This is a genomic window from Pedobacter sp. UBA4863 (genome assembly GCF_002399615.1).
Classification (GTDB): Bacteria; Bacteroidota; Bacteroidia; order Sphingobacteriales; family Sphingobacteriaceae; genus Pedobacter.
Genome location: NZ_DHDZ01000040.1, coordinates 46,729 through 68,037 on the forward strand (window position 1 = coordinate 46,729; position 21,309 = coordinate 68,037).

Annotated in this window: 20 protein-coding genes; 9 read left to right on the forward strand and 11 right to left on the reverse strand. The window is 37.6% G+C overall.

The genetic code is table 11. From position 1 onward, the window contains the following. Complete coding sequence (locus tag B3I52_RS10295; RefSeq protein WP_293300986.1) at nt 1-1,833, reverse strand: ABC transporter ATP-binding protein; 1,833 nt, start codon at nt 1,831-1,833, stop codon at nt 1-3. A 202-nt stretch (nt 1,834-2,035) separates the two neighbouring features. Between B3I52_RS10295 and meaB the strand changes: the two genes are divergently transcribed. The 5 genes from meaB to recG all read left to right on the forward strand — a co-directional run bounded on the left by meaB (nt 2,036) and on the right by recG (nt 8,132). Continuing rightward, nucleotides 2,036-2,977, forward strand: a complete 942-nt coding sequence (gene meaB / locus B3I52_RS10300; RefSeq protein WP_293300988.1) for a methylmalonyl Co-A mutase-associated GTPase MeaB — start codon at nt 2,036-2,038, stop codon at nt 2,975-2,977. Between the two features lie 271 nt (nt 2,978-3,248). Beyond that, on the forward strand, nt 3,249-4,580 hold the full coding sequence (locus B3I52_RS10305) for an OmpA family protein (protein ID WP_293300990.1): 1,332 nt from the start codon (nt 3,249-3,251) through the stop codon (nt 4,578-4,580). A gap of 145 nt (nt 4,581-4,725) precedes the next feature. Continuing rightward, nucleotides 4,726-5,106 carry a RidA family protein gene (locus B3I52_RS10310; protein ID WP_293300992.1) on the forward strand — a complete coding sequence of 127 codons (381 nt, stop codon included), beginning with the start codon at nt 4,726-4,728 and terminating at the stop codon, nt 5,104-5,106. Between the two features lie 2 nt (nt 5,107-5,108). Continuing rightward, complete coding sequence (locus B3I52_RS10315) at nt 5,109-6,014, forward strand: EamA family transporter (RefSeq protein WP_293300994.1); 906 nt, start codon at nt 5,109-5,111, stop codon at nt 6,012-6,014. A gap of 6 nt (nt 6,015-6,020) precedes the next feature. Beyond that, nucleotides 6,021-8,132, forward strand: coding sequence for an ATP-dependent DNA helicase RecG (gene recG / locus B3I52_RS10320; RefSeq protein ID WP_293300995.1), 2,112 nt, complete (start codon nt 6,021-6,023; stop codon nt 8,130-8,132). A 51-nt stretch (nt 8,133-8,183) separates the two neighbouring features. Here recG and B3I52_RS10325 read toward each other — a convergent pair whose 3' ends face one another. From B3I52_RS10325 to B3I52_RS10350, 6 genes are all read right to left on the reverse strand, one after another. Next, complete coding sequence (locus B3I52_RS10325) at nt 8,184-10,091, reverse strand: LTA synthase family protein (protein ID WP_293300997.1); 1,908 nt, start codon at nt 10,089-10,091, stop codon at nt 8,184-8,186. Between the two features lie 191 nt (nt 10,092-10,282). Next, a complete protein-coding gene (locus tag B3I52_RS10330; RefSeq protein WP_293300999.1) occupies nt 10,283-10,849 on the reverse strand; it encodes a GNAT family N-acetyltransferase in 567 nt (188 codons plus the stop codon). Further along, the gene (locus B3I52_RS10335) at nt 10,839-12,074 is read right to left on the reverse strand and encodes a serine hydrolase domain-containing protein (RefSeq protein ID WP_293301001.1); all 1,236 of its coding nucleotides are present in this window, start codon (nt 12,072-12,074) and stop codon (nt 10,839-10,841) included. Before B3I52_RS10335 ends, B3I52_RS10330 begins: the two co-directional genes overlap by 11 nt. A 257-nt stretch (nt 12,075-12,331) precedes the next feature. Further along, nucleotides 12,332-12,946 carry a superoxide dismutase gene (locus B3I52_RS10340; protein WP_293301002.1) on the reverse strand — a complete coding sequence of 205 codons (615 nt, stop codon included), beginning with the start codon at nt 12,944-12,946 and terminating at the stop codon, nt 12,332-12,334. 79 nt (nt 12,947-13,025) lie between these two features. Next, entirely contained in the window at nt 13,026-13,505 is a 480-nt protein-coding gene (locus tag B3I52_RS10345) for a nucleoside deaminase (RefSeq protein WP_293301003.1), read from the reverse strand. Nucleotides 13,506-13,597: 92 nt separating this feature from the next. Then, nucleotides 13,598-13,933 carry a tRNA-binding protein gene (locus B3I52_RS10350; protein WP_293301005.1) on the reverse strand — a complete coding sequence of 112 codons (336 nt, stop codon included), beginning with the start codon at nt 13,931-13,933 and terminating at the stop codon, nt 13,598-13,600. 109 nt (nt 13,934-14,042) lie between these two features. Here B3I52_RS10350 and B3I52_RS10355 point away from each other — a divergent pair, with 109 nt between their 5' ends. From B3I52_RS10355 to B3I52_RS10365, 4 genes are all read left to right on the forward strand, one after another. Further along, nucleotides 14,043-15,230: a class I SAM-dependent rRNA methyltransferase gene (locus tag B3I52_RS10355; protein WP_293301007.1), complete on the forward strand. Its 1,188-nt coding sequence runs from the start codon at nt 14,043-14,045 to the stop codon at nt 15,228-15,230. A 287-nt stretch (nt 15,231-15,517) separates the two neighbouring features. Beyond that, nucleotides 15,518-15,964 (forward strand): TM2 domain-containing protein, encoded by a 447-nt coding sequence (locus tag B3I52_RS10360; RefSeq protein ID WP_293301009.1) that lies wholly within the window; start codon nt 15,518-15,520, stop codon nt 15,962-15,964. Then, the gene (locus tag B3I52_RS15925) at nt 15,948-16,295 is read left to right on the forward strand and encodes a DUF2752 domain-containing protein (protein ID WP_366941084.1); all 348 of its coding nucleotides are present in this window, start codon (nt 15,948-15,950) and stop codon (nt 16,293-16,295) included. Before B3I52_RS10360 ends, B3I52_RS15925 begins: the two co-directional genes overlap by 17 nt. Next, on the forward strand, nt 16,285-17,148 hold the full coding sequence (locus tag B3I52_RS10365) for a hypothetical protein (protein ID WP_293301011.1): 864 nt from the start codon (nt 16,285-16,287) through the stop codon (nt 17,146-17,148). Before B3I52_RS15925 ends, B3I52_RS10365 begins: the two co-directional genes overlap by 11 nt. An 83-nt stretch (nt 17,149-17,231) precedes the next feature. On the opposite strand, the gene B3I52_RS10370 is transcribed toward B3I52_RS10365, so the two are convergent. The 4 genes from B3I52_RS10370 to B3I52_RS10385 all read right to left on the reverse strand — a co-directional run bounded on the left by B3I52_RS10370 (nt 17,232) and on the right by B3I52_RS10385 (nt 21,186). Then, nucleotides 17,232-18,287, reverse strand: a complete 1,056-nt coding sequence (locus B3I52_RS10370) for a nucleoid-associated protein (protein ID WP_293301012.1) — start codon at nt 18,285-18,287, stop codon at nt 17,232-17,234. A gap of 174 nt (nt 18,288-18,461) precedes the next feature. Beyond that, nucleotides 18,462-19,250, reverse strand: a complete 789-nt coding sequence (locus B3I52_RS10375; RefSeq protein WP_293301013.1) for a TerC family protein — start codon at nt 19,248-19,250, stop codon at nt 18,462-18,464. A gap of 80 nt (nt 19,251-19,330) precedes the next feature. Beyond that, a complete protein-coding gene (locus B3I52_RS10380; protein ID WP_293301015.1) occupies nt 19,331-19,756 on the reverse strand; it encodes a hypothetical protein in 426 nt (141 codons plus the stop codon). A 77-nt stretch (nt 19,757-19,833) separates the two neighbouring features. Continuing rightward, nucleotides 19,834-21,186: a DUF6600 domain-containing protein gene (locus B3I52_RS10385; RefSeq protein WP_293301017.1), complete on the reverse strand. Its 1,353-nt coding sequence runs from the start codon at nt 21,184-21,186 to the stop codon at nt 19,834-19,836. Nucleotides 21,187-21,309: the final 123 nt, after the last annotated feature.

Here is a 21,309-nt window from a genome sequence, read left to right on the forward strand (position 1 = left end):
TTAATCATTAAAGGTTTGCATTTCTATTAAGCGATGGTATAGCCCTTTTTCGGCCAGCAGTTCGCTGTGGCTGCCTTGTTCTACTACTTCACCTTTGTCTATCACCACAATTTTATCAGCATGCTGTATGGTGCTTAATCGGTGGGCAATAACAACAGAGGTTCTGTTTTGCATGAGGTTGTTTAGCGCATTTTGCACCAATTTTTCCGATTCGGTATCTAAGGCAGAAGTAGCTTCGTCTAAAAGCATAATAGGAGGATTGGCAAGTACGGCCCTAGCAATACAAATTCGTTGCCGTTGGCCCCCAGATAACTTGTTGCCCCTATCGCCAACGTTGGCTTGGTAACCATCTTCGCTGTTTATAATAAAATCGTGGGCATTGGCAATTTTAGCCGCATTAATTACTTCTTCTTCTGTTGCTTCTGGTTTTCCGTAAGCAATATTGGCAAATATTGTGTCGTTAAATAAAAACGACTCTTGGTTAACAATACCCATTTGCGCCCTAATGCTTTCTACTTTTAGGTCTTTATAATTAAAGCCATCAATTACTAACGAGCCGTTTTTTGGGTCGTGAAAACGAGGTATTAAATCCATTAAAGTGCTTTTTCCTCCTCCAGATGGACCTACTAGCGCAATGGTTTTGCCTTTTTCAATAGTGATGTTGATATTCTTTAAAACCTGTTTGTCGCCATAAGAGAAACTTACATCTTTTAGTACAATAGCTTGATTAAAATCTGAGAAGATTTTTGCATCTTCTTTATCAACCAGTTCTGGTTTGGTATCGATCAGTTCTAAAACCCGTTCGCCAGCGGCAATTCCAGAATGTATGCCGCTAAACGAGTTGCCAATTGCTTTTGCTGGACGCATTACCTGAGAAAAAATAGCGATGTAGGCAATGAAGTCTGAGGCGGCAAGGGCGTTTTTATCGTTATGTAAAATCAATGAACCACCATACCAAACAATAATAGCCACCATAAGCACACCTAAAAACTCGGAAACAGGCGAGGCTAATTGCTGCCTGCGAACCATCTTTCTGTTTAAGTTAGAATAGAAAATATTCTCCTGGTTAAATTTGTCTTTGGTTCTTTCTGTGGCGTTAAATGCCTTAATAATCTTAATTCCGCCCAGCGCCTCATCTAAAAAGCCAATCATTTTTGCAAAAGATTCATGCGCTTCTTTTGCTTGTTTCTTTAATCGTTTTACAATTTTACTAATGATAAAGCCCGCAACCGGAATAACAAGTAAAGAAAACAAGGTTAGCTTAACGGAAATAGTAAGCAGCATGATGATATAGACAATTAGCGTAAGCGGCTCTTTAAAAACAACCTGTAAGGTATTGGTTACGGTAAACTGAACCACTTGCACATCTGAGGCTACTTTAGAAATGATGTCGCCTTTTCTTTCATTGCTAAAGAAACCTACATGAAGATTCATCACATTATCAAATACTCTTTTTCTGAAGTTAAGCAGCGTGTGCACTCTTAGATCTTCCATTGTTCTTTGAGAAAGATACCTGAATATATTTGATAGCAATACCGAAATTACAATGACAATACAAACATAGAACAATGTTTTTTCGGCTCCTGCACTGTTGATGGAGTTGTTAACAAATTGCCTGAACTTACCCAAAATATCAAAACTTGAAGAAGGGTCTGTGGTGATGTTGTTGATCAAATTAGATTGCTTTGCTTTTAATAAAGTCTCAAATAATGGAGATAGCAAAGCTAGATTTAACGTGCCAAATAAGATGGATAGAAGCGTGGCAATAATATATGGAATGGCAAACTTTTCAATTGGTTTGGCAAATGATAATAACCTAAAATATGTCTTCATCTAAAATGTTATAAGAGTGCAAAGTTATGGTTTTTGATAAATCTTCTGTCATTGCAATATATTAAGCAACTGCTTTTGTCCCTAAAGCAAGGCACAAGGGCAACGAGCATATTTTTCTTTCGCATTAGGATGGCGTTTGAGCCCCCTATCGAAGCAAGCCCGTAAAAATACTTGCGATGTTTTTAAACAGTTTCTAACCGTTATGATAAATGTAATTGATTTATTATGTTTATTTGTTAATATGGTTGCTAAACGAATAGACCTTGAACATATAATAACTCCAATTAAAAATGGGAGCTTTGTTGCTTTGGCAAGAGCTTTAACCTTGGTCGAAAATGATATTGATCCAGCGGCAGCATTATTAAAGAAATTAGCAATTAACCGCGAGGTGCCGGTAGTGGGTATAACGGGCCCGCCAGGTGCTGGGAAAAGCACATTGGTAAATGCCATTACAGCAGCGTTTTGTGCAGCAAATAAAAGGGTGGCTATTCTTGCCATAGACCCTACTTCTCCTTTTAATTACGGATCCTTATTAGGAGATAGGATAAGAATGTCCAAGCTTTTTAACCATCCAAATGTATATATTAGATCTGTTGCTACCCGGGGTTCTTTGGGCGGAATTTCTGCGAAAACCTTAGAAATGGTAGATGTTTTGAGATCGAGTAATTTTGATCTGGTTATTGTAGAAACTGTTGGTGTTGGGCAATCGGAGGTAGAGATTGCAGGCCTTGCAGATAAAACAATTTTAGTGTTAGTGCCAGAAGCAGGAGATGAAATACAACATATAAAATCTGGGTTGATGGAGGTGGCGCAAGCTTTTGTAGTTAATAAGGCCGATAGAATAGGTGCCGATGTTTTTGCCAACGGATTGCAAAAAATGTTAAAAGACCAACATCAACAAATTCCTGTGTTTAAAACCATTGCCGATAAAAATGTTGGAATAACAGAAGTATGCGATTGGATTTTAACAGCTGATACTGTTGCTGTAATAAAAAAAGAACAGTTACTTGCAAAACAAGCATTCCAACTCATTCAACATAAGAGAATGGCCAATGTAGATAAGCAGAAAATTTTATCTGCCATTACCGAAGCGTTGAAAAAAGGAAACTTTAATATGTACACTTTTATAGCGCAATGGTGTTGAGATTAACCTATAGGTGTATAAAATTTAGGACTACATGTACAATGTGTGCTTTAAAGGGGTTTTATTGTGCTATTCCAGTTAAAAAGCAGTGTTTTTAAACTAGAGTATCTGGATGTCAGTATTTTAAAATATTATTTTAGCTGTATTTTAAAAGCCGATTGTGTTTGGAACAATGTTTGTGTAAGGGTTTTGAGATTATAAAAATTTGTTTAATTTTGTCTTACAAAAAATTATACAATAAAATATTTTGTTTAACCTTAAAAAGAAAATTATGAATTATTCTACTTTAAAAAAGGGCGTTGCAGCTTCTTTAGTAGCACTGATAGGAGTTTCTTCTATTGCTAGTGCTCAAGATGCGCCTGCAACTACTTCTTCTGCCAAGGTATTTGGTGGTAGGGCTCAGTACAGAACTTGGTCTTTAGGTGTTAACGCAGGCGTTTTAGCTCCTGTTGTGGTAACTGGCGGAACAAACGATTACTCTAATTGGGACGTTAACTTAGGTTATGGTCTTTCATTGCGCAAGCAATTGGGTCATGCTTTCGGTTTAGAAGGGAATGTTTTCCGTGGTAAAGTTTCTGGTCACAATGAAAAAGCAGGTAACCAAGGTAAATTCGAAACTGAATTACAGTATGCGGTTGACTTAAGAGGTGTTGTTAACGTAGCAACTGTAGATTTCTTGCGTCGTGAGAACTCAGTTAACTTCTTCGTTACTGGTGGGTACGGTGTTGCAGCTTACAATCCTATTGTAACAGCTCAAAATGGTACAGTAACTAACTGGAAAGATGTTAAAGAAGCTGCTGGTGGCGATTCTTACGTAAAACAAGCTTATATCCCTGTAGGTGCTGGTATCAAATTTAAAGTTTCTGATCGTGTATCTTTCAACTTAGCTTATACCATGAACTTTGTTGACGGAGATAACTTTGATGGAACTCGTGCTAACGGATTTACTAAAGATAAATTCTCTTACACTTCAGCTGGTTTAGAATTCTCATTAGGTTCTAAAGCTAAACCTAACTTGGATTGGGTTAACCCTCTTGCGATGATGTATGATGAATTGAAAGATCCTTCATTACGTCAAGAAGTTGAGGCATTGAAAAACCGTGTTGCTAATGTTGAAAAATCAGTTGATGATTTGAAAAAAGATAGCGATGGTGACGGTGTTGCCGATATGTTTGACAAAGAGCCTAATTCAGCTCCAGGTGCTGTAGTTGATGGTTCAGGTCGTACTATCAAATTCCCAGAAACTACTTCGGTAACAGCTCCTAACTCTGGTGTTACTGGTTTCGAAACTATCGGTTTTGAATTCAATAGCTCAGTATTAAAAACAGAATCTTACCCTACTTTAGATAAATTATCTTCAGTATTGCGTGAAAACGGTGGTAAAGTAACAGTTGCAGGTCATGCATCTAGCGAAGGTACTGCTGCATACAATATGAAATTATCTAAGGACAGAGCTAACTCTGTTAAAACTTACTTAGTAAACTCTGGCGTTAGTGCTAGCAGTGTAGTTACTAAAGGTTTTGGCGAAACTAAACCAATTGCTTCTAACGATACAGAAGAAGGTCGTATCCAAAACCGTCGTGTTGAAACTTCAAGAAACTAATATTTCTTTAAAGTAATAACAATATAAAAGGTCCCGATTTTAACATCGGGACTTTTTTTATGCCTAAATTTGCGGAGATAATTTAGTTGAATTTTTTATCAGATCAACTTGTTAGCCTAACCAATTAATCATTAAAATTAAACAAATGAAAAAAACAATTTACACCTCTAACGCTCCCGAGCCTATTGGGCCTTATAGCCAAGCTATTGTGGCTAATGGCTTTTTATTTGCTTCTGGTCAAATTGCTATTAATCCCGAAAACAGCGAATTAAATAACGGCTCTTTAGAAGAAGAAACTCATCAAGTAATGCGTAATATTAAAGCGTTATTGGTAGAGTCTGGCTATGAGTTTGATCATATTGTTAAAACAACTATTTTCTTGTCTGATATGGCTTTATTTGCACAAGTAAACGAAATTTATGGTTCTTATTTTAAAAGTGATTTTCCTGCTAGAGAAACCGTGGCGGTAAAGGGATTGCCTAAAGGGGTAAATGTAGAAATTTCTGTAACTGCTTATAAAGGATAATCTTGGCTCCCAGTAAATCAAAATACCTGTTTTCTGGAGTTTTATCGGCGGTAATTTGGGGTTTCTTTGCTATTCCGCTAAGAAACCTCAAAGCCTATTCGCCCGAGCAGATTTTGTACTACCGTATTTTTACCTCGCTAGTGGTAATCTGGTTGGCCATCTTTTTATTCAGAAGAAAAGAGTTAAAGAAAGACATCAGCTATTTTAAGCACATTACTACTCGCGAGAAAAAAATTGTTGTAAGCCAGGTTATTGGCGCAACTGTGCTATTGGTATTTAATTGGTACACATTTATCTATGCCATTAACAATATCAGTATCAAATCTGGTGCTTTTGCCTATATGGTTTGCCCGCTCATTACTGCTTTTGGTGGTTTTGTAATATTAAAAGAACATCTTTACAAAGTTCAAATTGTAGCGCTAATTTTGGCTACCGCTAGTATTTTAATGCTAGCTACGGGCTCTGTGGTAGAAGTAACTTGGTCGGTAGTTATTGCGGCGCTTTATGCTTTTTATTTAATTATACAGCGTAAAATGCAAAATCTCGACAAGCTAAATGTATTGGCGGTACAGATTACAATCGCTGTACTATTAATGTTGCCGTTTTTCTTCTATCAGCATACCAGTTTACCAATGGAAGCAGGTTTCTGGTTAAACATAGTTTTAATTGCTATCGTGTTTACCGTTATTCCATTGTTTTTAAGTCTATTCGCTTTGGTGGGTATCCCATCTTCTACCTTGGGCATTATTATTTACATCAATCCTATCATTGCTTTTGCAGTAGCTATTTTCTATTTTAACGAGCAGATTGATTCGCATCAACTAATGGCTTATTTGCTGTTGCTATTTGCCGTTTTTTTATTTAATTGGAACATGATTAAAGATATGCTTACTTTTAGAAGAAAATAGTAAGTTTTGTTCGCATCCAATTTAGAAACACCTCTAGTTTATTTAAAGGGCGTTGGGCCTAAACGAGCCGAGTTGCTACAAAAAGAGCTTGGGGTTTTTACCTACGAACAACTTTTGCATCATTATCCTTTTAGGTACATTGATAGAACTCGTTTTTACAAGGTTAACGAACTAACTCCAGATATGCCATTGGTGCAGGTGATTGGTAAAATCATGACCAAAGAAACTATTGGAGAGAAACACAAAAAGAGAATTGTAGCCAAATTTGGTGATGAAACAGGTACGATGGAACTGGTTTGGTTTCAAAGTTTAAAATGGGTAGAAGAAAATATTTACAGAGGCAATGCCTATATCGCCTTTGGCAAACCCAATTTCTTTAACGGAGGCTTTAGTATTTCCCATCCAGATTTAGAAAGTTACCCTAGGCAAACTTCTGGAGGTGTAACCGGAAATTTAACCTTGCAACCTATCTATAATTCTACCGAAAAGCTCAAAAAAAGTTTCTTAGATAGCAAGGGGATTCAGAAACTGATTTATCAAATTTTAGAGCTTCATGCCAACGAAGTGAGGGAAACCTTGCCCAAATATATTCTCGAAAAGTATAAGCTGATTGGCAAAAAGGAAGCACTGATTAACATTCATTTTCCTATAAACACAAAGGCATTACAGCAAGCAGAAAGACGGTTGAAATTTGAGGAACTGTTCTTTATTCAGCTGCAATTGCTGTACAATAAACACCTCAGAAGCTTAAAATTTAAGGGTGCTTTATTTAGTAATGTTGGAGAACGAGTAAACCAATTTTATAATGAAATTATCCCTTTTGATTTAACTAATGCACAAAAGCGGGTAATTAAGGAAATTAGAACTGATACACAGCGTGGTGCACAAATGAACCGTTTGGTACAAGGCGATGTAGGTAGCGGAAAAACGGTTGTGGCCTTAATGAGCATGCTGTTGGCTAATGATAACGGCTGCCAAGCTTGTATGATGGCTCCTACAGAAATTTTGGCCCGCCAGCATTACGAATCGTTGGTAGGGATGTTGAAAGGACAATTGGCAAACGTGGCTATCTTAACAGGTAGCACCACAAAGAAACAGCGTACAGTTTTACACCAGCAATTAGAAAGCGGTGAGATTGATATGCTAGTAGGTACACATGCGCTGATTGAAGATAAAGTTCAGTTTAAGAATTTAGGACTGGTGGTCATAGATGAGCAGCACCGATTTGGTGTAGAACAGCGTGCCAAACTTTGGCGAAAGAATGCTGTTCCGCCACATATTTTGGTAATGACTGCTACACCAATTCCGAGAACTTTGGCCATGACTTTATATGGCGATTTGGATGTTTCTGTAATAGATGAATTACCTGCGGGAAGAAAACCGATAGAAACGCTTCATTTTGTGGAAGGCAGGCGTATGCGCATGTTTGGGATGATGAAGGAAGAGATAGGCAAAGGGCGACAGGTATATATCGTTTATCCTTTAATTAAGGAAAGTGAAAAGTTAGATCTGCTGCATTTGGAAGCGGGTATTGAGCAGCTAAGCTATCAATTTCCACGCCCTCAGTATCAAATTAGTATTGTGCATGGTAAGTTGAGCAATGCAGATAAAGCTTATGAAATGCAGCGCTTTATTGATGGCAAAACTCAAATTATGGTAGCTACTACTGTAATTGAAGTTGGCGTAAATGTGCCTAATGCTTCGGTAATGGTAATAGAAAATGCAGAACGATTTGGGCTATCTCAGCTGCACCAATTGCGTGGAAGGGTTGGTCGTGGTGCCGAGCAGTCTTTTTGTATCTTAATGTCTAAGGATAAGCTAAATCCCACTTCTAAAAAACGATTGGAAACCATGGTGCGCACCAATAACGGTTTCGAGATTTCGGAGATAGATTTGGAGCTACGTGGTCCAGGCGATATTACTGGAACCATGCAAAGCGGAACGGTAGAGTTGAAAGTGGCAGATTTGGCTAAAGATCAAGTAATTTTACAAGAGGCAAGAAACACTGTAATAGCGCTACTGGACAAAGATCCAAATGTAGAAAGCCCTGAAAATACTTTGTTAAAAAGCTTCCTTTCTAAGAAAAATGTAGGCATTAGTTTCGATAAGATTTCGTAATTTGTTGTAAGCCTACCTCCTCGTAACTAGGCCTCTTAACAGTGCAATACGTTACTTATTGTACATTTTTTGCTTATATAAGTACGATGCTAGTTGGTAATTAGCGATAGCCTCGTTAACTAGATTAGTATCTTCGGCTATTGGCATAGCGGTACCATTGATAAAATCGGCCTTAAACGTAGTTGCTTTTTTATTAGGACTTAGAATAACTAGCTTATTATTTTTAATATAGCCCAAGCTTTGGTAAGTACTAATAAAAACCCTTTGGTCTTCGTCTTTCATCTTAAAAACATTTTGGCCAAAAAATTTACTTTCATAGCTGAAATTTAAGAAGCCTAAAATACTTGGCGCCACATCTATTTGTGCCGTTAATTTTTCAAACTTCGATGGACTAATATACTTCGGGGCATAAAATATCATCGGAATATGATATTTGTTGATAGGCAATTCCACTTTTCCGGCGCTAGATGCACAATGGTCGGAAACGATGATGAACAACGTATTATTAAACCAAGGTTTTTGTTTTGCTTCCTTAATAAATTTGCCAATGGCATAATCGGTATATTTAACTGCCCCAGACCTGCCTGTATGCGAAGGAATATCTATGCGCCCTTCTGGATAGGTATAGGGGCGATGATTAGAGACCGTCATGATTTGTGCAAAGAACGGTTTTTTGCTTTCGTATTCTTTATCGAGTTCTCGTAACGACAAGGTGAAAAGATCTTCATCGGCCACGCCCCAAATATTAGAATAGTGGATTTCGTTGTCTTTTAAGGAACTTCTGTCTATTACTTGATAACCATTGTTAGAGAAAAACTCGTTCATGTTATCGAAATAACTGTAACCACCATAAATGTATTTGCTACTATAGCCTTTGCTTCTAAAAATATTGCCCAAAGTAAACAGGTCTTTATTGTTGGGGCGCTTTACAATAGATTGCCCAGGGGTTGGCGGAATGCTTAAGGCAAGGGCTTCTAGGCCACGCACCGTTCTGGTTCCCGATGCATACAGGTTGGTGAACAGCATACCTTGTTTAGCAAGCGAATCTAGATTTGGTGTAATGTTTTCTTCATTGCCATAGCTGCCTAAAAAATCGGCACTTAAGCTTTCTACACTAATCAAAACCACATTCATCTTTTTTTCGGGCTCATTACTGGTAATTTTTCTAGGTTGGAAATTACCAGTATTGCTGTTTAATTGTTGGTTTACTATGGCTGCCGCTTTTTCTATTGGGATGGTTTTGTAAAAAAAGTCATAATCGAGCTCGTTGTGCCAAAAGGCGTAGCTAAAATCGTACATGCCGTTACCCGAAAGTTCGTTAACGTAGGTGTTTGTACTATGTTCTTTCCATTTGTGGCTTACCAAAAAATAAGTAGCCAAAGGGAGTAACAATAACATTAGCGCATATTTAGAACGCTCTTTAAAGTGCATTTTATGGTAGGTAGAGGCCCAAATTTTACGTCTAATTAAAAAGACAATAGCCAAAGTAACCACTAACAGTACGGCAATAATCGTATTTATGGGATACGATTGACGAATGTTGCCAATTACCTCGGTGGTATAAACCAAATAATCTACCGCAATAAAATTATATCGTACCGAAAACTCTTGCCAAAAAAACCACTCAGAAACAGCATTAAAAATCAAGGAAAAAACAACCAACAAAAAATAAATGCTAAGCAATACACGATTAAACTTAGTGTTGTACCATTTAGAAGGCCAAAGCCACAAATACAGCACTAAAGGAATACTCGCGTACGATGCCACACATAGATCGTAAAATAGCCCAATAAAAAAGACTTTAATTAGATTTAAAAACGACCATTCGAAAGAAGATGCAGAGTGGCAAAGTAAAACGATGCGTGTAATTAAAGAGCTTACAGCAAGTAATATAACTGCTAAAACCAAAGGCCCATACCTATGTTTAAATAATTTATTTAGCTGATTGGAAACTGACATTAATTTTTTAAGATGGTTTGATTGATGATATTATCGATGCTAAAAACGGAAAGAGCTACGCTGTATTATAATTACAAATGTATATTTTTCATATAAAACTTGTATCATAATAATTTTAGAAGTTTTTGCAAAGATAGAAAGCGAATAGCATTAAGCTTGTGGTATTTCAATAAGCTATATGGTTGATAATATCAATCATTCTTTAATTTCGAGTAAATAGCAATGCTTAAGAATTTATTGTCTTTTATTTCGCAATTTCTCATGGTGCCTTCGTGCTTGAAATTAAGTTTTTCAATTGCTTTTTTGCAGTTACTATTTTCGGTTTCCACAAAAGCTTCAATTCTATTTAAGCCAAGCGTATCGAAACCATAGCTACAAATTAAAGGAAACGCTTCTTGCATCAAGCCTTTAGCCCAAAATTCGGGGAGTAGCCAAAATCCTATTTCTGCCTTTTTATGTGCTTTGCTGAGATTGTTAAATCCGCCAGCACCATAAAATGTTCGACCATCTGCCGAGCAAATTGCCCACCATCTGCCAGTTTCATTTTCCTCCAATTCTCTATACCAAATCATTTGCTCTTCGGTGGCCTCTAACGAGTGAAAGCTAACGCCGTAGAACTTTATCACCTCGGGATGCGAAAGACCTTTATAGATATTTTGTTTGTCTTCTGGCGTTATTGGCCGTAATAAAAGCCTATCTGTTTTCATTGAAGTCATCGAATGCATTTTAGCTTTCAAGGTAGGAATTTTAATCTTCATCTGTGCCTGGCGCAGCACCTGCCCCTGTATAAGCGCCTTTTCTAATTACAGGCATTTTTAGGTATTTGTACAGTTCGTCTAATTGCATTAAACTGCCATTGGTTACATTGCCCAAAAACATCACTACAATATCCTTATCTAAATCTCTTACATAAATATGGCGGAAACCATGCCACCAGCCTGTATGATAAACTACTTTTGTTTTGCCTTTATCTTCGAAAATGCGCCAGCCATAGCCATAGTTAAAATGGCCTTTAATGGCTTTGTTACGACCAACATAAGCAGAATCTAAACTTGAGTTTTTAAGCAATCTTTCGTTACGGAGATATTTATCGTAAAGCACTAAATCATGTATGGTACTGTAAATTCCTTTGTCGCCAACTGGGCCGTCTAGGAAGTTTTGTACTACAGAGTATCTGAAACTATTTCTATCGTGGCCCACTACATCAACCGGAATTTTTTCATACTCGGCTTTAGAATAAACGTGGGTGTTTTTCATGCCGGCAGGCTTAAAAATATGCTCCATCATGTATTGTGAATAGCGCATGCCCGAAACTTTCTCGATAATAGCACCCAACACCATGTAGTTAGAGTTGTTGTAATGGAAAACCTTACCTGGCTTAGTATAAGGATTTGGTTTTTCGTCGGCAATTACCTGCATTACTTCCTGATTGGTAACGCCTTTTTTCATGTTGCGTTTTTCTTTACGCCAAATATCATCGATAAAATAAACATAGTTCATCATACCGCTGCGGTGTGGCAATAAAAGCCTAATGGTAATGCCTTCGTACGGAAAATTGGGGAAAAACTTTTTAACGTTATCGTCTAAGCTTAGTTTGCCAGCTTCTACCAGTTGCATTATAGCCGTACCGGTAAAAGTTTTGGTAATGGATGCTAGTTCAAACTCCGAGTTTATTTTTAGGCTATCGCGATGTAGGTAATCTGCCCAACCTTTAGCACCTTGATAAATAATTTTACCCTTTTTGGCTACCAATACGTTGCCGTTAAATGAATATTTTTTATGGAGATTGTTTACAAAATCAGCAATCCATTTGTCTTCTTTCTTTTTATCGTAAACTAATAAAAGGCTATCTGCTTTATCGTCTTCCGGTTTTCTTACTTTCTTGTCTTCGGCAACTTTTTTTTCTTTCTCTTCTTTACTGGTGCAGGCGTTTAACGTAAATATAGCTAAGCTTATAGCGGTTAGTAGTATTCTAAATCTCATTACTATAGGGGAACTGATGTATAAAAGCCGGAAAATTACATAATCTTAAAAAGATAACGGTAAAAGAGTTTTAAACATTGCTTTGTTGCTAAATTAATACAGGAGATTTTTAGGCAGTTATGCTGTTGGTGGTATAAAGTTGTGGCTAACGTTGCAAATACAGCCAAATTAAAGTTGTTTGCGGTTTTTATCAGTAGAAACGAAAACGGGGCAATCTTAATTGATTGCCCCGTTACTAATTTTTATAAAAAAAGCGATTATTTACCTAATGCTTTTTTGTAACGTTCTGCTACTGCATCCCAATTTACTACGTTCCAAATTGCCGCTAAGTAATCAGGACGTTTGTTTTGGTATTTTAAGTAGTAAGCGTGCTCCCATACGTCGATACCAAAAATAGGTGTACCTTTTTGCTCGGCAATATCCATTAACGGATTGTCTTGGTTTGGTGTAGAAGAAACAAATAACTTGCCATCGGCACCTACAGAAAGCCAAGCCCAACCAGAACCAAAGCGAGTTGCGCCCGCATCTTGGATTTTAGTTTTGAACTCTGCAAATGAACCAAAAGCTTCGTTGATAGCCTTAGCTAAATCGCCAGTTGGCTCGCCGCCTTTATTTGGGCCTAAAACTGTCCAGAATAAAGCGTGGTTAAAGTGGCCGCCACCGTTGTTGCGTACTGCAGCCGGATATTTAGAGATGTTCTTTACAATATCTTCGATGCTATTGTTAGCCTCTGGTTTACCTTCTAAAGCCTTGTTTAAGTTGGTAACATAGGCTTGGTGGTGTTTGCCATGGTGAATTTCCATGGTTGCTTTGTCGATATGTGGTTCTAGTGCGTCTGTTGCGTATGCTAACGCAGGTAATTCAAATGCCATAATTATATGATTAAGGGTTATATAAAGTGTTATTTATACAAATATAATAGAGATAGGTTAACTTTTGTTCAAATGTTTGTCAAGTTTGCTGACGTTTGCTAACAAAAAAGGCCGACATGAGGCTGCCACACTCTTCGGCTAAAACCCCTCCTTTTAACAACGTTTTGGGGTGCAAAAGGTTTTGTCCTATTTTGGTAAAGCCACGTTTTTCTTCTTTGGCACCGTAAACTATCCTGCTAATTTGTGTCCAATAGCTGGCTCCGGCACACATTACGCAAGGTTCAATGGTAACGTATAGGGTGCAATCTTTAAGGTACTTGCCGCCCAAAGTTTGTGCTGCGGCGGTAAAAGCTTGCATTTCGGCATGGGCGGTTACATCGTTAAGCTGTTCGGTAAGGTTATGGCCGCGGCCAATTACTTTTCCGTTGCAAACTATCACCGCTCCAATCGGGATTTCCTGTGCATCGTACGCTTTTTTTGCCTCGTTTAAAGCCAAACGCATGTAGTGTTCGTCTTCTTGCTGCGGGTCTGTATTTTCTTCGAAATTATAGAAACTCATGCTTATATTTTTGGAACAAAGAACAAGGAGCAAAGAATAAAGATGTTTCGTTTCGTGTGTTTGTCTTTTATCCTTGTTCCTTAATCTTTGTTCTAGATTAACTTACTTCCATTTGGTACTTTTCTTTCTATGGTGCTTAGTACAATATCTCCGTTTTCATCGGCAAAGCCAGTTACTAAAAACTCGCTCATAAACTTACCGATCTGCTTTTTAGGGAAATTAACTACACCGATAATCTGTTTGCCTATTAAGTTTTCTAAAGAGTAATGTTTGGTAATTTGTGCACTACTCATTTTAATGCCTAGCTCACCAAAATCTACCTTTACTTTGTAGGCTGGTTTTCGGGCTTCGGGATATTCAAAAGCTTCGATAATAGTACCTACTCTTAATTCAATTTTTTCAAAATCGTTCCAGTTGATTTCTTCCATTTTGTAAAAATAAGATTTTTGGTTGTTTAGTTGTTTAGTTTTTTGGATTTGAAGCCGCGAACTGACCACTAGTTCCTGACAACTGACCACTTTTATATATCTTTGCCCCATGGTAGAAATCAAGCTAAAAAAAGGGAAGGAAAAAGCAGTTTATCAACGTCATCCGTGGGTGTTTTCTGGTGCTTTGGATAAAATAAAAGGAAAGCCCGAAAATGGAGATGTGGTGCGCTTGGTAGATGCTAGTGGTGATTTTTTAGCTTATGGTTATTACAACGACCAATCTCGTGTGGCGGTGAGGCTAATTGAGTGGAATGAAGAAACTACCATTGACGAGGCTTGGTATGAGCAGAAAATTAAAACTGCCATTGCTGGTCGTTCGCATTTATTGGCCCACAAAGAAACAACCGCCTGTCGTTTAGTTTTTAGCGAAGCTGATTTTTTGCCAGGTTTAATTGTAGATCGTTATGCCGATTTTCTTTCTTTACAGATCTTGAGTTCTGGAATTGAGCAGGCTAAGGATATTATCATCCCTATTTTGGTAAAGCTTTTACAGCCCAAAGGGATTTTTGATAGGAGCGATGCTACTGCTCGCACCCACGAAGGCATAACAGCCGAAAATGGCTTGCTGTGGGGCGAAACTCCTGCCGAATTTATTGAAGTAAAGGAGAATGGGATTAAATACCATATTAACATTGCCGAAGGGCAAAAATCTGGGTTTTACTGCGACCAACGTGATAATAGAAAGATTTTGGCATCGTACACCAAAGGAAAATCTGTGCTAGATTGCTTTAGTTACAGTGGTGGGTTTAGCTTAAACGCCTTTGCTCAGGGTGCAACTACAGTAACCTCTGTAGATAGCTCGGCTTTGGCCATAGAAACTTTGAAACAAAATATAAACCTGAATAAATTTGATGCAAGCAAGCATACCCCCATACAAAGTGATGTAAATAAGCAGCTTCGTCAGTTTAATGATGAAGGTAAAAAGTTTGATGTGGTAGTGTTAGACCCACCAAAATATGCGCCATCTCGTTCTGCGTTGGATAGAGCAGCAAGAGCTTACAAAGACCTAAATCGCCGTGGATTATTATTGCTAGAAAGCGGAGGCTTATTGGCTACTTTTTCATGTTCTGGAGCAGTAGATATCGAAACGTTTAAGCAAATTATTGCCTGGGCGGCTTTAGATGCTGGCAAAGAAGTACAAATTATCAAACAATTCTGCCAACCAGAAGACCATCCCGTGAGGTTATCTTTTCCAGAAGGCGAATATTTGAAAGGTTTATTGGTGCGGGTAGTGTAATTTGATATAAGACTTGATTAGTATCTAAAACTAATGAACTTTGTAAAAAAAACGGCATCACAGTGAGTAGTGGAGATTAATAAGCGAATATTTCTAGAATACCATCCTGTTTTTTTAGACGCCAAATCTTTGCGCAAACAATTATAAGCTATTGATTTTGTTAATGCGGTGAACTTGCTTACGAAAAAAGAGCTACATGAAAAATAATTTTATGATTTCTATAAATTTTTATAGCAAAAAGTTTTAAAAATTATTTATTTTAGCCTAAAACCTTAAAACAAATTTTTATGACTAAAATCAAGATTAAAACTCTCGTAATTGCTCTCGCAATTATCAGTGTTGTTGTGCCTGCGTCTTGGGCAGCTTTTCCAGTAGAGAAAAACAGAACAGAAAACACAAAAAATGTTACAACAGCTACAGCTCCAGTTAACACAGATGCGAAAACTTCTGGGGCTAAAGAAGTTACTTCTAGAAAAGCAATTGCAAAAGCAGAGAAAAACAGCTTGCTAAACAAGTTTAAACGTGCAGGCGGAAAAAGCCAGCTAATTGCTTTGCTATTGGTTATTCTTGTTGGGGGCTTAGGAATTCATCGTTTCTATCTTGGCTACACCTGGCAAGGAGTAGTGCAACTACTTACTTTAGGTGGTTGTGGAATTTGGGCATTAATTGATTTAATTAGAATTATTACTGGTGATTTACAACCAAAAGATGGTTCTTATGACCAAACGCTCTAAGATTTTTAAAACTAAAGAGTTTTTAACAGCCAAGGCAATTGCTTTGGCTGTTTTTCCTTTGGTACTAATTGTTTTACCTGCCAGTTATTTTGACACAGGTAAAAGTATTTGCTTGTTTACCCTTCTAACAGATATACCGTGTTATGGTTGTGGCTTAACTAGGGCTTGTATGCATCTCATACACTTCAATTTCGAAATGGCAGCCAATTTTAATAAAATTTCTTTTGTGGTATTTCCTATTTTGTGTTTTTTATACCTGCAAGAATTTGTTTCAACCTTAAAAGGAATCGGCGTATATCAATATGTTTTTACTAAAAAAAATGAGTCTTAAAATAAAAATTACAACATTACTGACTTTTCTTGTATTATTCGCTTTTGGTCAATCATCTTCTGTTTTAAAATATGTTGGTATTATAAAAGTAAAAAATAGCGGGTCTTATTTTTACCAAGTAAACTTAGAAGTTAAAGGAAATAAGATTTCTGGCGTTACCATTACTAATGCTGGTAACAAAAATGAAACTACAGCTGCGCTCTTTGGAGAAACTAAAAATAACGGGAAGAAAATTTCATTTCGAGAAACTAAAATAATTAGAACAGCCATTAAAGATAAGCAAACAGCTTTCTGCTTTGTTAATGCAGAACTAGTTTTAAGAACAAAATTTGGTGTGGAAGTTTTGGAAGGGACTTTTGTTGGTAAAGATGAGAAAGGTAACATTTGTGCAGAAGGAACAATACAGCTTGCAAGAAAAAATGTCATTGTTGCAGACTCGGTAGATATGTCTAAACTTGCAAAAAAATTATCGGATACATTACAAAAAATACAATCGGATAATAGTTATGTGAAACCATTATCAGTAAATGAAGTAAATAAGGTGTTTTGTGGTAACAATAAAAAAATACTGGTTAAGTTTTATGATGGAAACGTTATAGATGGGGACAGAATTGAAATATCGTATAATGGGCAGGTTTATAGGGAAAACTATACGCTAACCGAAAAAGGGATTTATATCGAGTTTAATATCGAAAAGGGTAAGGAAAATATCATCAAAGTAAAAACTCTAAATACTGGCGAAACAGGCTTAAATACAGTTAATATTGAGATTCATATTAGTGATAAAAATATAGAATCGTATGTTTTAGAAGCCGAAGCACAAAAAGATATTAAAATACAATTGGTTAATTAACTACTTGAAGTTGTAGTGCAATAAACTCAAAAAACAGCGAATTAATTACTAAATTTTAAAGTAAAGGATGGTTGGTGAGTGGTTTATTGCTCTTCCTTAAAATAAAGTTTGTAGCAGTTCATCCCTTTTTCGGCATCGTATTCTTTTTCTATGAGTTCTTTATTGCCGTGTATATACACATGGAAATTCTTGTCTAGCTTAAGGATACTCTTAAAGTCTTTTGCTTGCTTTTTTACTGCGGCGTTAGAAATGTCAAAGTTATCGGCAATTTGTGTGTCAAACTCCTCTTCGTAAGATTGTTTGTAGCTTTTAAATAGTTCAATGCCTTCTTCGTTGGCAATTACCTCGTTGGCAAATTCGTCTATATCAAAAGTTTCTTTTTCTTTGAAATACTTCATCGAACGATTTAGTAAATCAATCTTATCGGTTTTTTCTACATCAAACTCTTGGTCTAGTTTCTCGGTAACGAAAGTTTTGTAAACATCCATTACATTTTGGGTTTTATTAAAATTATCGTTCCTTATTTTTAACATCAGAAACTGATCTTTCCAATAAGCGGCTTCAGAGGTACGGCTGGTGTTGTCAATTACCACAATCTTATAACCTTCCTCTTTTTCGGTATTAAAGATTAAACAGCCTTTGTCTAATTTATTGATATTGATGCCCTGTTGCTCGTAACTGATGCCAAAACCGTCGTTTTCTGGATAAACCTTAAGATAGCTTTCTTTACTTTCGGAACGGAAAATGCCAATAGCGTCATGTAAATCGCCTTCTATTTGTAGGTTTTCGAAATAAGCGACATATAATTCTCCGCCCTTAACTTTGGGGTGGTCTGCTACTTCGAAAAGATAGCTTGCCATGGTTTTACTGTTTTCGTGACACAGGCCACCATCGGCAAAAATTGCTGTAGCGAGGCGATAAATTTCGTTCGAGTTTAAATCGCTGTTGTGCTGGGTAAAACGATAAACTTCGTTCACTTTTTGAAAAGGAGAAAGAAAAAACTGTTTCAATAGCTGGTTAAGCATTTCGTCTGCGATGTGCATAGAACTTTCTGAAAGTGAATAATACTCTTCGTTTGCTTTATTACCCACATGATGCACCGAAAGCTCGGCTAAATTAGACTCGAAAAAAGATACCATAAAATTGAATTGAGCAGCAAAGGTATTAAAAAGTAGGGAGCGGGAAAGTGAGAAAGCTAAACGAGCTGTATTTGGTTAGCTAAACCTTATTGAAGTGGGCACGCAGCGTAGCGCAGTAAAACGGAAAGAAGGGCTGTCGTTCCCGAAGCCCTTCTCTGTATTGTTTTCAAAAATCTATTTACTTTCTTCTTCTATTGGTGTATTGCGCAGTTTTATAGGCTTGGTCGAATTTTTTTTCATCCTTAAGTTTAGCATTTCTACCAATATAGAGAATGCCATAGCGAAATAGATGTATCCTTTCGGGATATGTTGGTCTAAACCTTCGGCTAAAAGGGATACGCCAATAAGCAATAAAAACGATAAGGCTAGCATTTTAACTGTAGGATGGTTATTTACGAAACTGCTAATGGCTCCAGCAGAAATCATCATTACAATTACGGCAATAATTACGGCGGCAATCATTACTTCGATATGATTTGCCATACCTACAGCGGTAATTACCGAGTCTAAAGAAAATACGATATCTAGAATTAAGATCTGAACGATGGTTCCGGCAAATGAATGTACTTTTAATTTTCCTTCGCTTTCGTGTTCGCCTTCTAACTTGTTGTGTATTTCGTGTGTACTTTTATAAATTAAGAAAAGGCCTCCAACTAGAAGAATTAAATCTCGGCCAGAGATGGCCAATTTCGATAACCATTCTGGGTCTGTAACTCCAAACCATTCGCCCATATTAAATAACGGAGTGGTTAATTTCATGATCCAGCTTAAAGACATTAGCAATAGCACACGGGTAATCATGGCTAGGGCCAAACCTACTTGGCGTGCTTTCTTTTGTTGGTTGTCGGGTAGTTTACCTGCTAAGATAGAGATGAAAACGATATTGTCAATCCCTAGAACAATTTCTAAAACTGTTAAAGTGAGCAGCGATATCCAGACTTCTGGGTTGCTTAAAAGTTCCATAAATATATTTTGAAATATGAGGTTCGAAGATAAAATAAAAAAGGGAAGCTTTTACTTCCCTTTTTGCTATTTTTTTTCGATTATAGAAATAATGCGGCTACGGCATCGGCTTTTGGTGAGGTTTTTAAACCTAATAATTTTGCATATTGAACTGCGGTAAGCACACCCTTCATTTTAGACATCATGCCAGAATTTAGACCGGTTAACTTAGAGGTATAAGCGCTAGTGTTGGTTGTTGCTAAGGAAGATAAACTAGCTTTACTTTTTAAATAATCGGTAACAATGGAAGCTACTTGTGGCTTTTGGCTATTGGTTAAACTTAAAACAGTGTTAAGTTTGCTGGCCGCTGCCGAAGCTTGTGCTGTGTAATTGCTTGCGGTAGTAGCAGTTTTTGCCGCTGTAGCTGCTGTTGTTGTAGCTTGGTTAAGCTTTGATGTTAAGCTTGTTTGAGCAAATGCCGTAGTTGCACCTAGTGCAATGGCAATGGTTAAGATGGTTTTTCTCACTATTGGTCTTTGTTTTTTTAAAGATATATAAATTTATAAAAGAAAGGATGGCCAATTTGACCATCCTTCCACCTTGTTTAACCCCTTCCGGGTCTGCCGCTGCCCTCGCCGCGGCTAGTTCTTCCTGAACTTTCGCCACCTCTTCCCCCAGATGATTGTGAACGTTCTTGGCTTTGAGGACGTTCAACTCGCTCTGTTCTTTGTGGCTGTGGCGCTCTTTCTATACGCTCGGCACTTCTTTGTGGAGGTGTATAGTGTTGGGTTCTTCCTTCGGATGATGAACGGGAAGGGAAGCTCTCGCTACGATCTCTGCTACGTTCTACACGTTGTTGGTTAGAAGGTGTGGTTGATCTGTTTTCTACATCACGGTTACCTCGTTCATTTGTAGTTGCCGTTCCCCTTTCTCTAGACCTTCCGAAGATAGCGCCACTATCGTTTCTTCCACTTTCTCTAGTTGGTGTAGTGCTTGTGTTGCTATTTCCTCGCTCTATACGTTCTCCACGCTCACGAGAAATGTTGTTGTCATCTGTATTTCTGTTGCTGTATCTATCGTTTCGGCCGGTGGTGGTAGAAAAAGAACCATTATCTCTGCTACTTCGAACATCTCTTGTTACCGAACCATTTCTCTCAATTCTATCTCTGGTAACGCTACCTTGTACTACTTGTCTTGGTGCAGCTTTAGTATTGTCGATACCGCGGCTTGGACGTGGCGCATAAACGTTTACAGTATTGTTTTCAATCCTGCTTCCACCAGATCGGCTTGTTCTAGAAACATTATACACCGTTACGCTTTGGTTGGTTGCTCTTCTTACATCGTCTATTCTAGGGCCACTGTAATACGTTCTGTTATTACGAACATAGGTGTTGTTTATAATTACTGTGTTTTGGATATACACTCTGTTTCTGCCACTGTAATAACGAGGGTAGCTGTTGTAATAAATATGAGCACTTGGTATAAAGTTCCAGCAAAAATCGGGGATGCTGTAACGGCGGCCAATATTAATATTGATGTTAATGCTTGGTCCCATGGGCGCCCAACCATAATAGCCTCCGCCACTTCTCCAATCTACCCAAGCTGGTCCCCAAACGGTGTCTGGTATCCAAACCCAGTTGTTGTAACGGTTGTAAATCCAGCGACCGTAGTGAAACGGTGCCCAGCCCCAATTGTAATTAGATACCCAGGTATTGCCATACTCTGTCATTGCCCAACGGCCATTACTGTAATAGGGCCTAAATTCTGCCTGATCTACGTCTGGGCGCCAAACGTAGCCGTACTCAGGGTCGTTAATCCAGGTCCCATAAGGCGACAGCTCATCATAAAATGTTTGCAGCGAAACATCATCATACTGTGCTTTTGCAATTTGCGTGGTTCCCGTGAGGAGTAGCAAAAGCCCCAGCATTACAGCCGGAAATTTGATTAAGGTTTTCATGTCTGTGTGTTTTAAAATTTATAATTAACCTAACACTGGGTTTATATCAATTTAAAATCCAAACTGTGTTAAAGTTTGTAAAAGCAACAAGAAAGTTGCTCATTTATGAGAATTAACGTATGT

Coding starts and splice junctions, on each gene's coding strand:
- B3I52_RS10370 (WP_293301012.1), bottom strand. CDS start 18,287: ATGGTATCTTTTTTCGAGTCTAATTTAGCCGAGCTTTCGGTGCATCAT.
- B3I52_RS10305 (WP_293300990.1), top strand. CDS start 3,249: ATGAATTATTCTACTTTAAAAAAGGGCGTTGCAGCTTCTTTAGTAGCA.
- meaB (WP_293300988.1), top strand. CDS start 2,036: ATGATAAATGTAATTGATTTATTATGTTTATTTGTTAATATGGTTGCT.
- B3I52_RS10355 (WP_293301007.1), top strand. CDS start 14,043: ATGGTAGAAATCAAGCTAAAAAAAGGGAAGGAAAAAGCAGTTTATCAA.
- B3I52_RS10310 (WP_293300992.1), top strand. CDS start 4,726: ATGAAAAAAACAATTTACACCTCTAACGCTCCCGAGCCTATTGGGCCT.
- B3I52_RS10330 (WP_293300999.1), bottom strand. CDS start 10,849: ATGAAGATTAAAATTCCTACCTTGAAAGCTAAAATGCATTCGATGACT.
- B3I52_RS10350 (WP_293301005.1), bottom strand. CDS start 13,933: ATGGAAGAAATCAACTGGAACGATTTTGAAAAAATTGAATTAAGAGTA.
- B3I52_RS10295 (WP_293300986.1), bottom strand. CDS start 1,833: ATGAAGACATATTTTAGGTTATTATCATTTGCCAAACCAATTGAAAAG.
- B3I52_RS10360 (WP_293301009.1), top strand. CDS start 15,518: ATGACTAAAATCAAGATTAAAACTCTCGTAATTGCTCTCGCAATTATC.
- B3I52_RS15925 (WP_366941084.1), top strand. CDS start 15,948: ATGACCAAACGCTCTAAGATTTTTAAAACTAAAGAGTTTTTAACAGCC.
- B3I52_RS10345 (WP_293301003.1), bottom strand. CDS start 13,505: ATGAGTTTCTATAATTTCGAAGAAAATACAGACCCGCAGCAAGAAGAC.
- B3I52_RS10335 (WP_293301001.1), bottom strand. CDS start 12,074: ATGAGATTTAGAATACTACTAACCGCTATAAGCTTAGCTATATTTACG.
- B3I52_RS10340 (WP_293301002.1), bottom strand. CDS start 12,946: ATGGCATTTGAATTACCTGCGTTAGCATACGCAACAGACGCACTAGAA.
- B3I52_RS10385 (WP_293301017.1), bottom strand. CDS start 21,186: ATGAAAACCTTAATCAAATTTCCGGCTGTAATGCTGGGGCTTTTGCTA.
- B3I52_RS10365 (WP_293301011.1), top strand. CDS start 16,285: ATGAGTCTTAAAATAAAAATTACAACATTACTGACTTTTCTTGTATTA.
- B3I52_RS10375 (WP_293301013.1), bottom strand. CDS start 19,250: ATGGAACTTTTAAGCAACCCAGAAGTCTGGATATCGCTGCTCACTTTA.
- B3I52_RS10325 (WP_293300997.1), bottom strand. CDS start 10,091: ATGTCAGTTTCCAATCAGCTAAATAAATTATTTAAACATAGGTATGGG.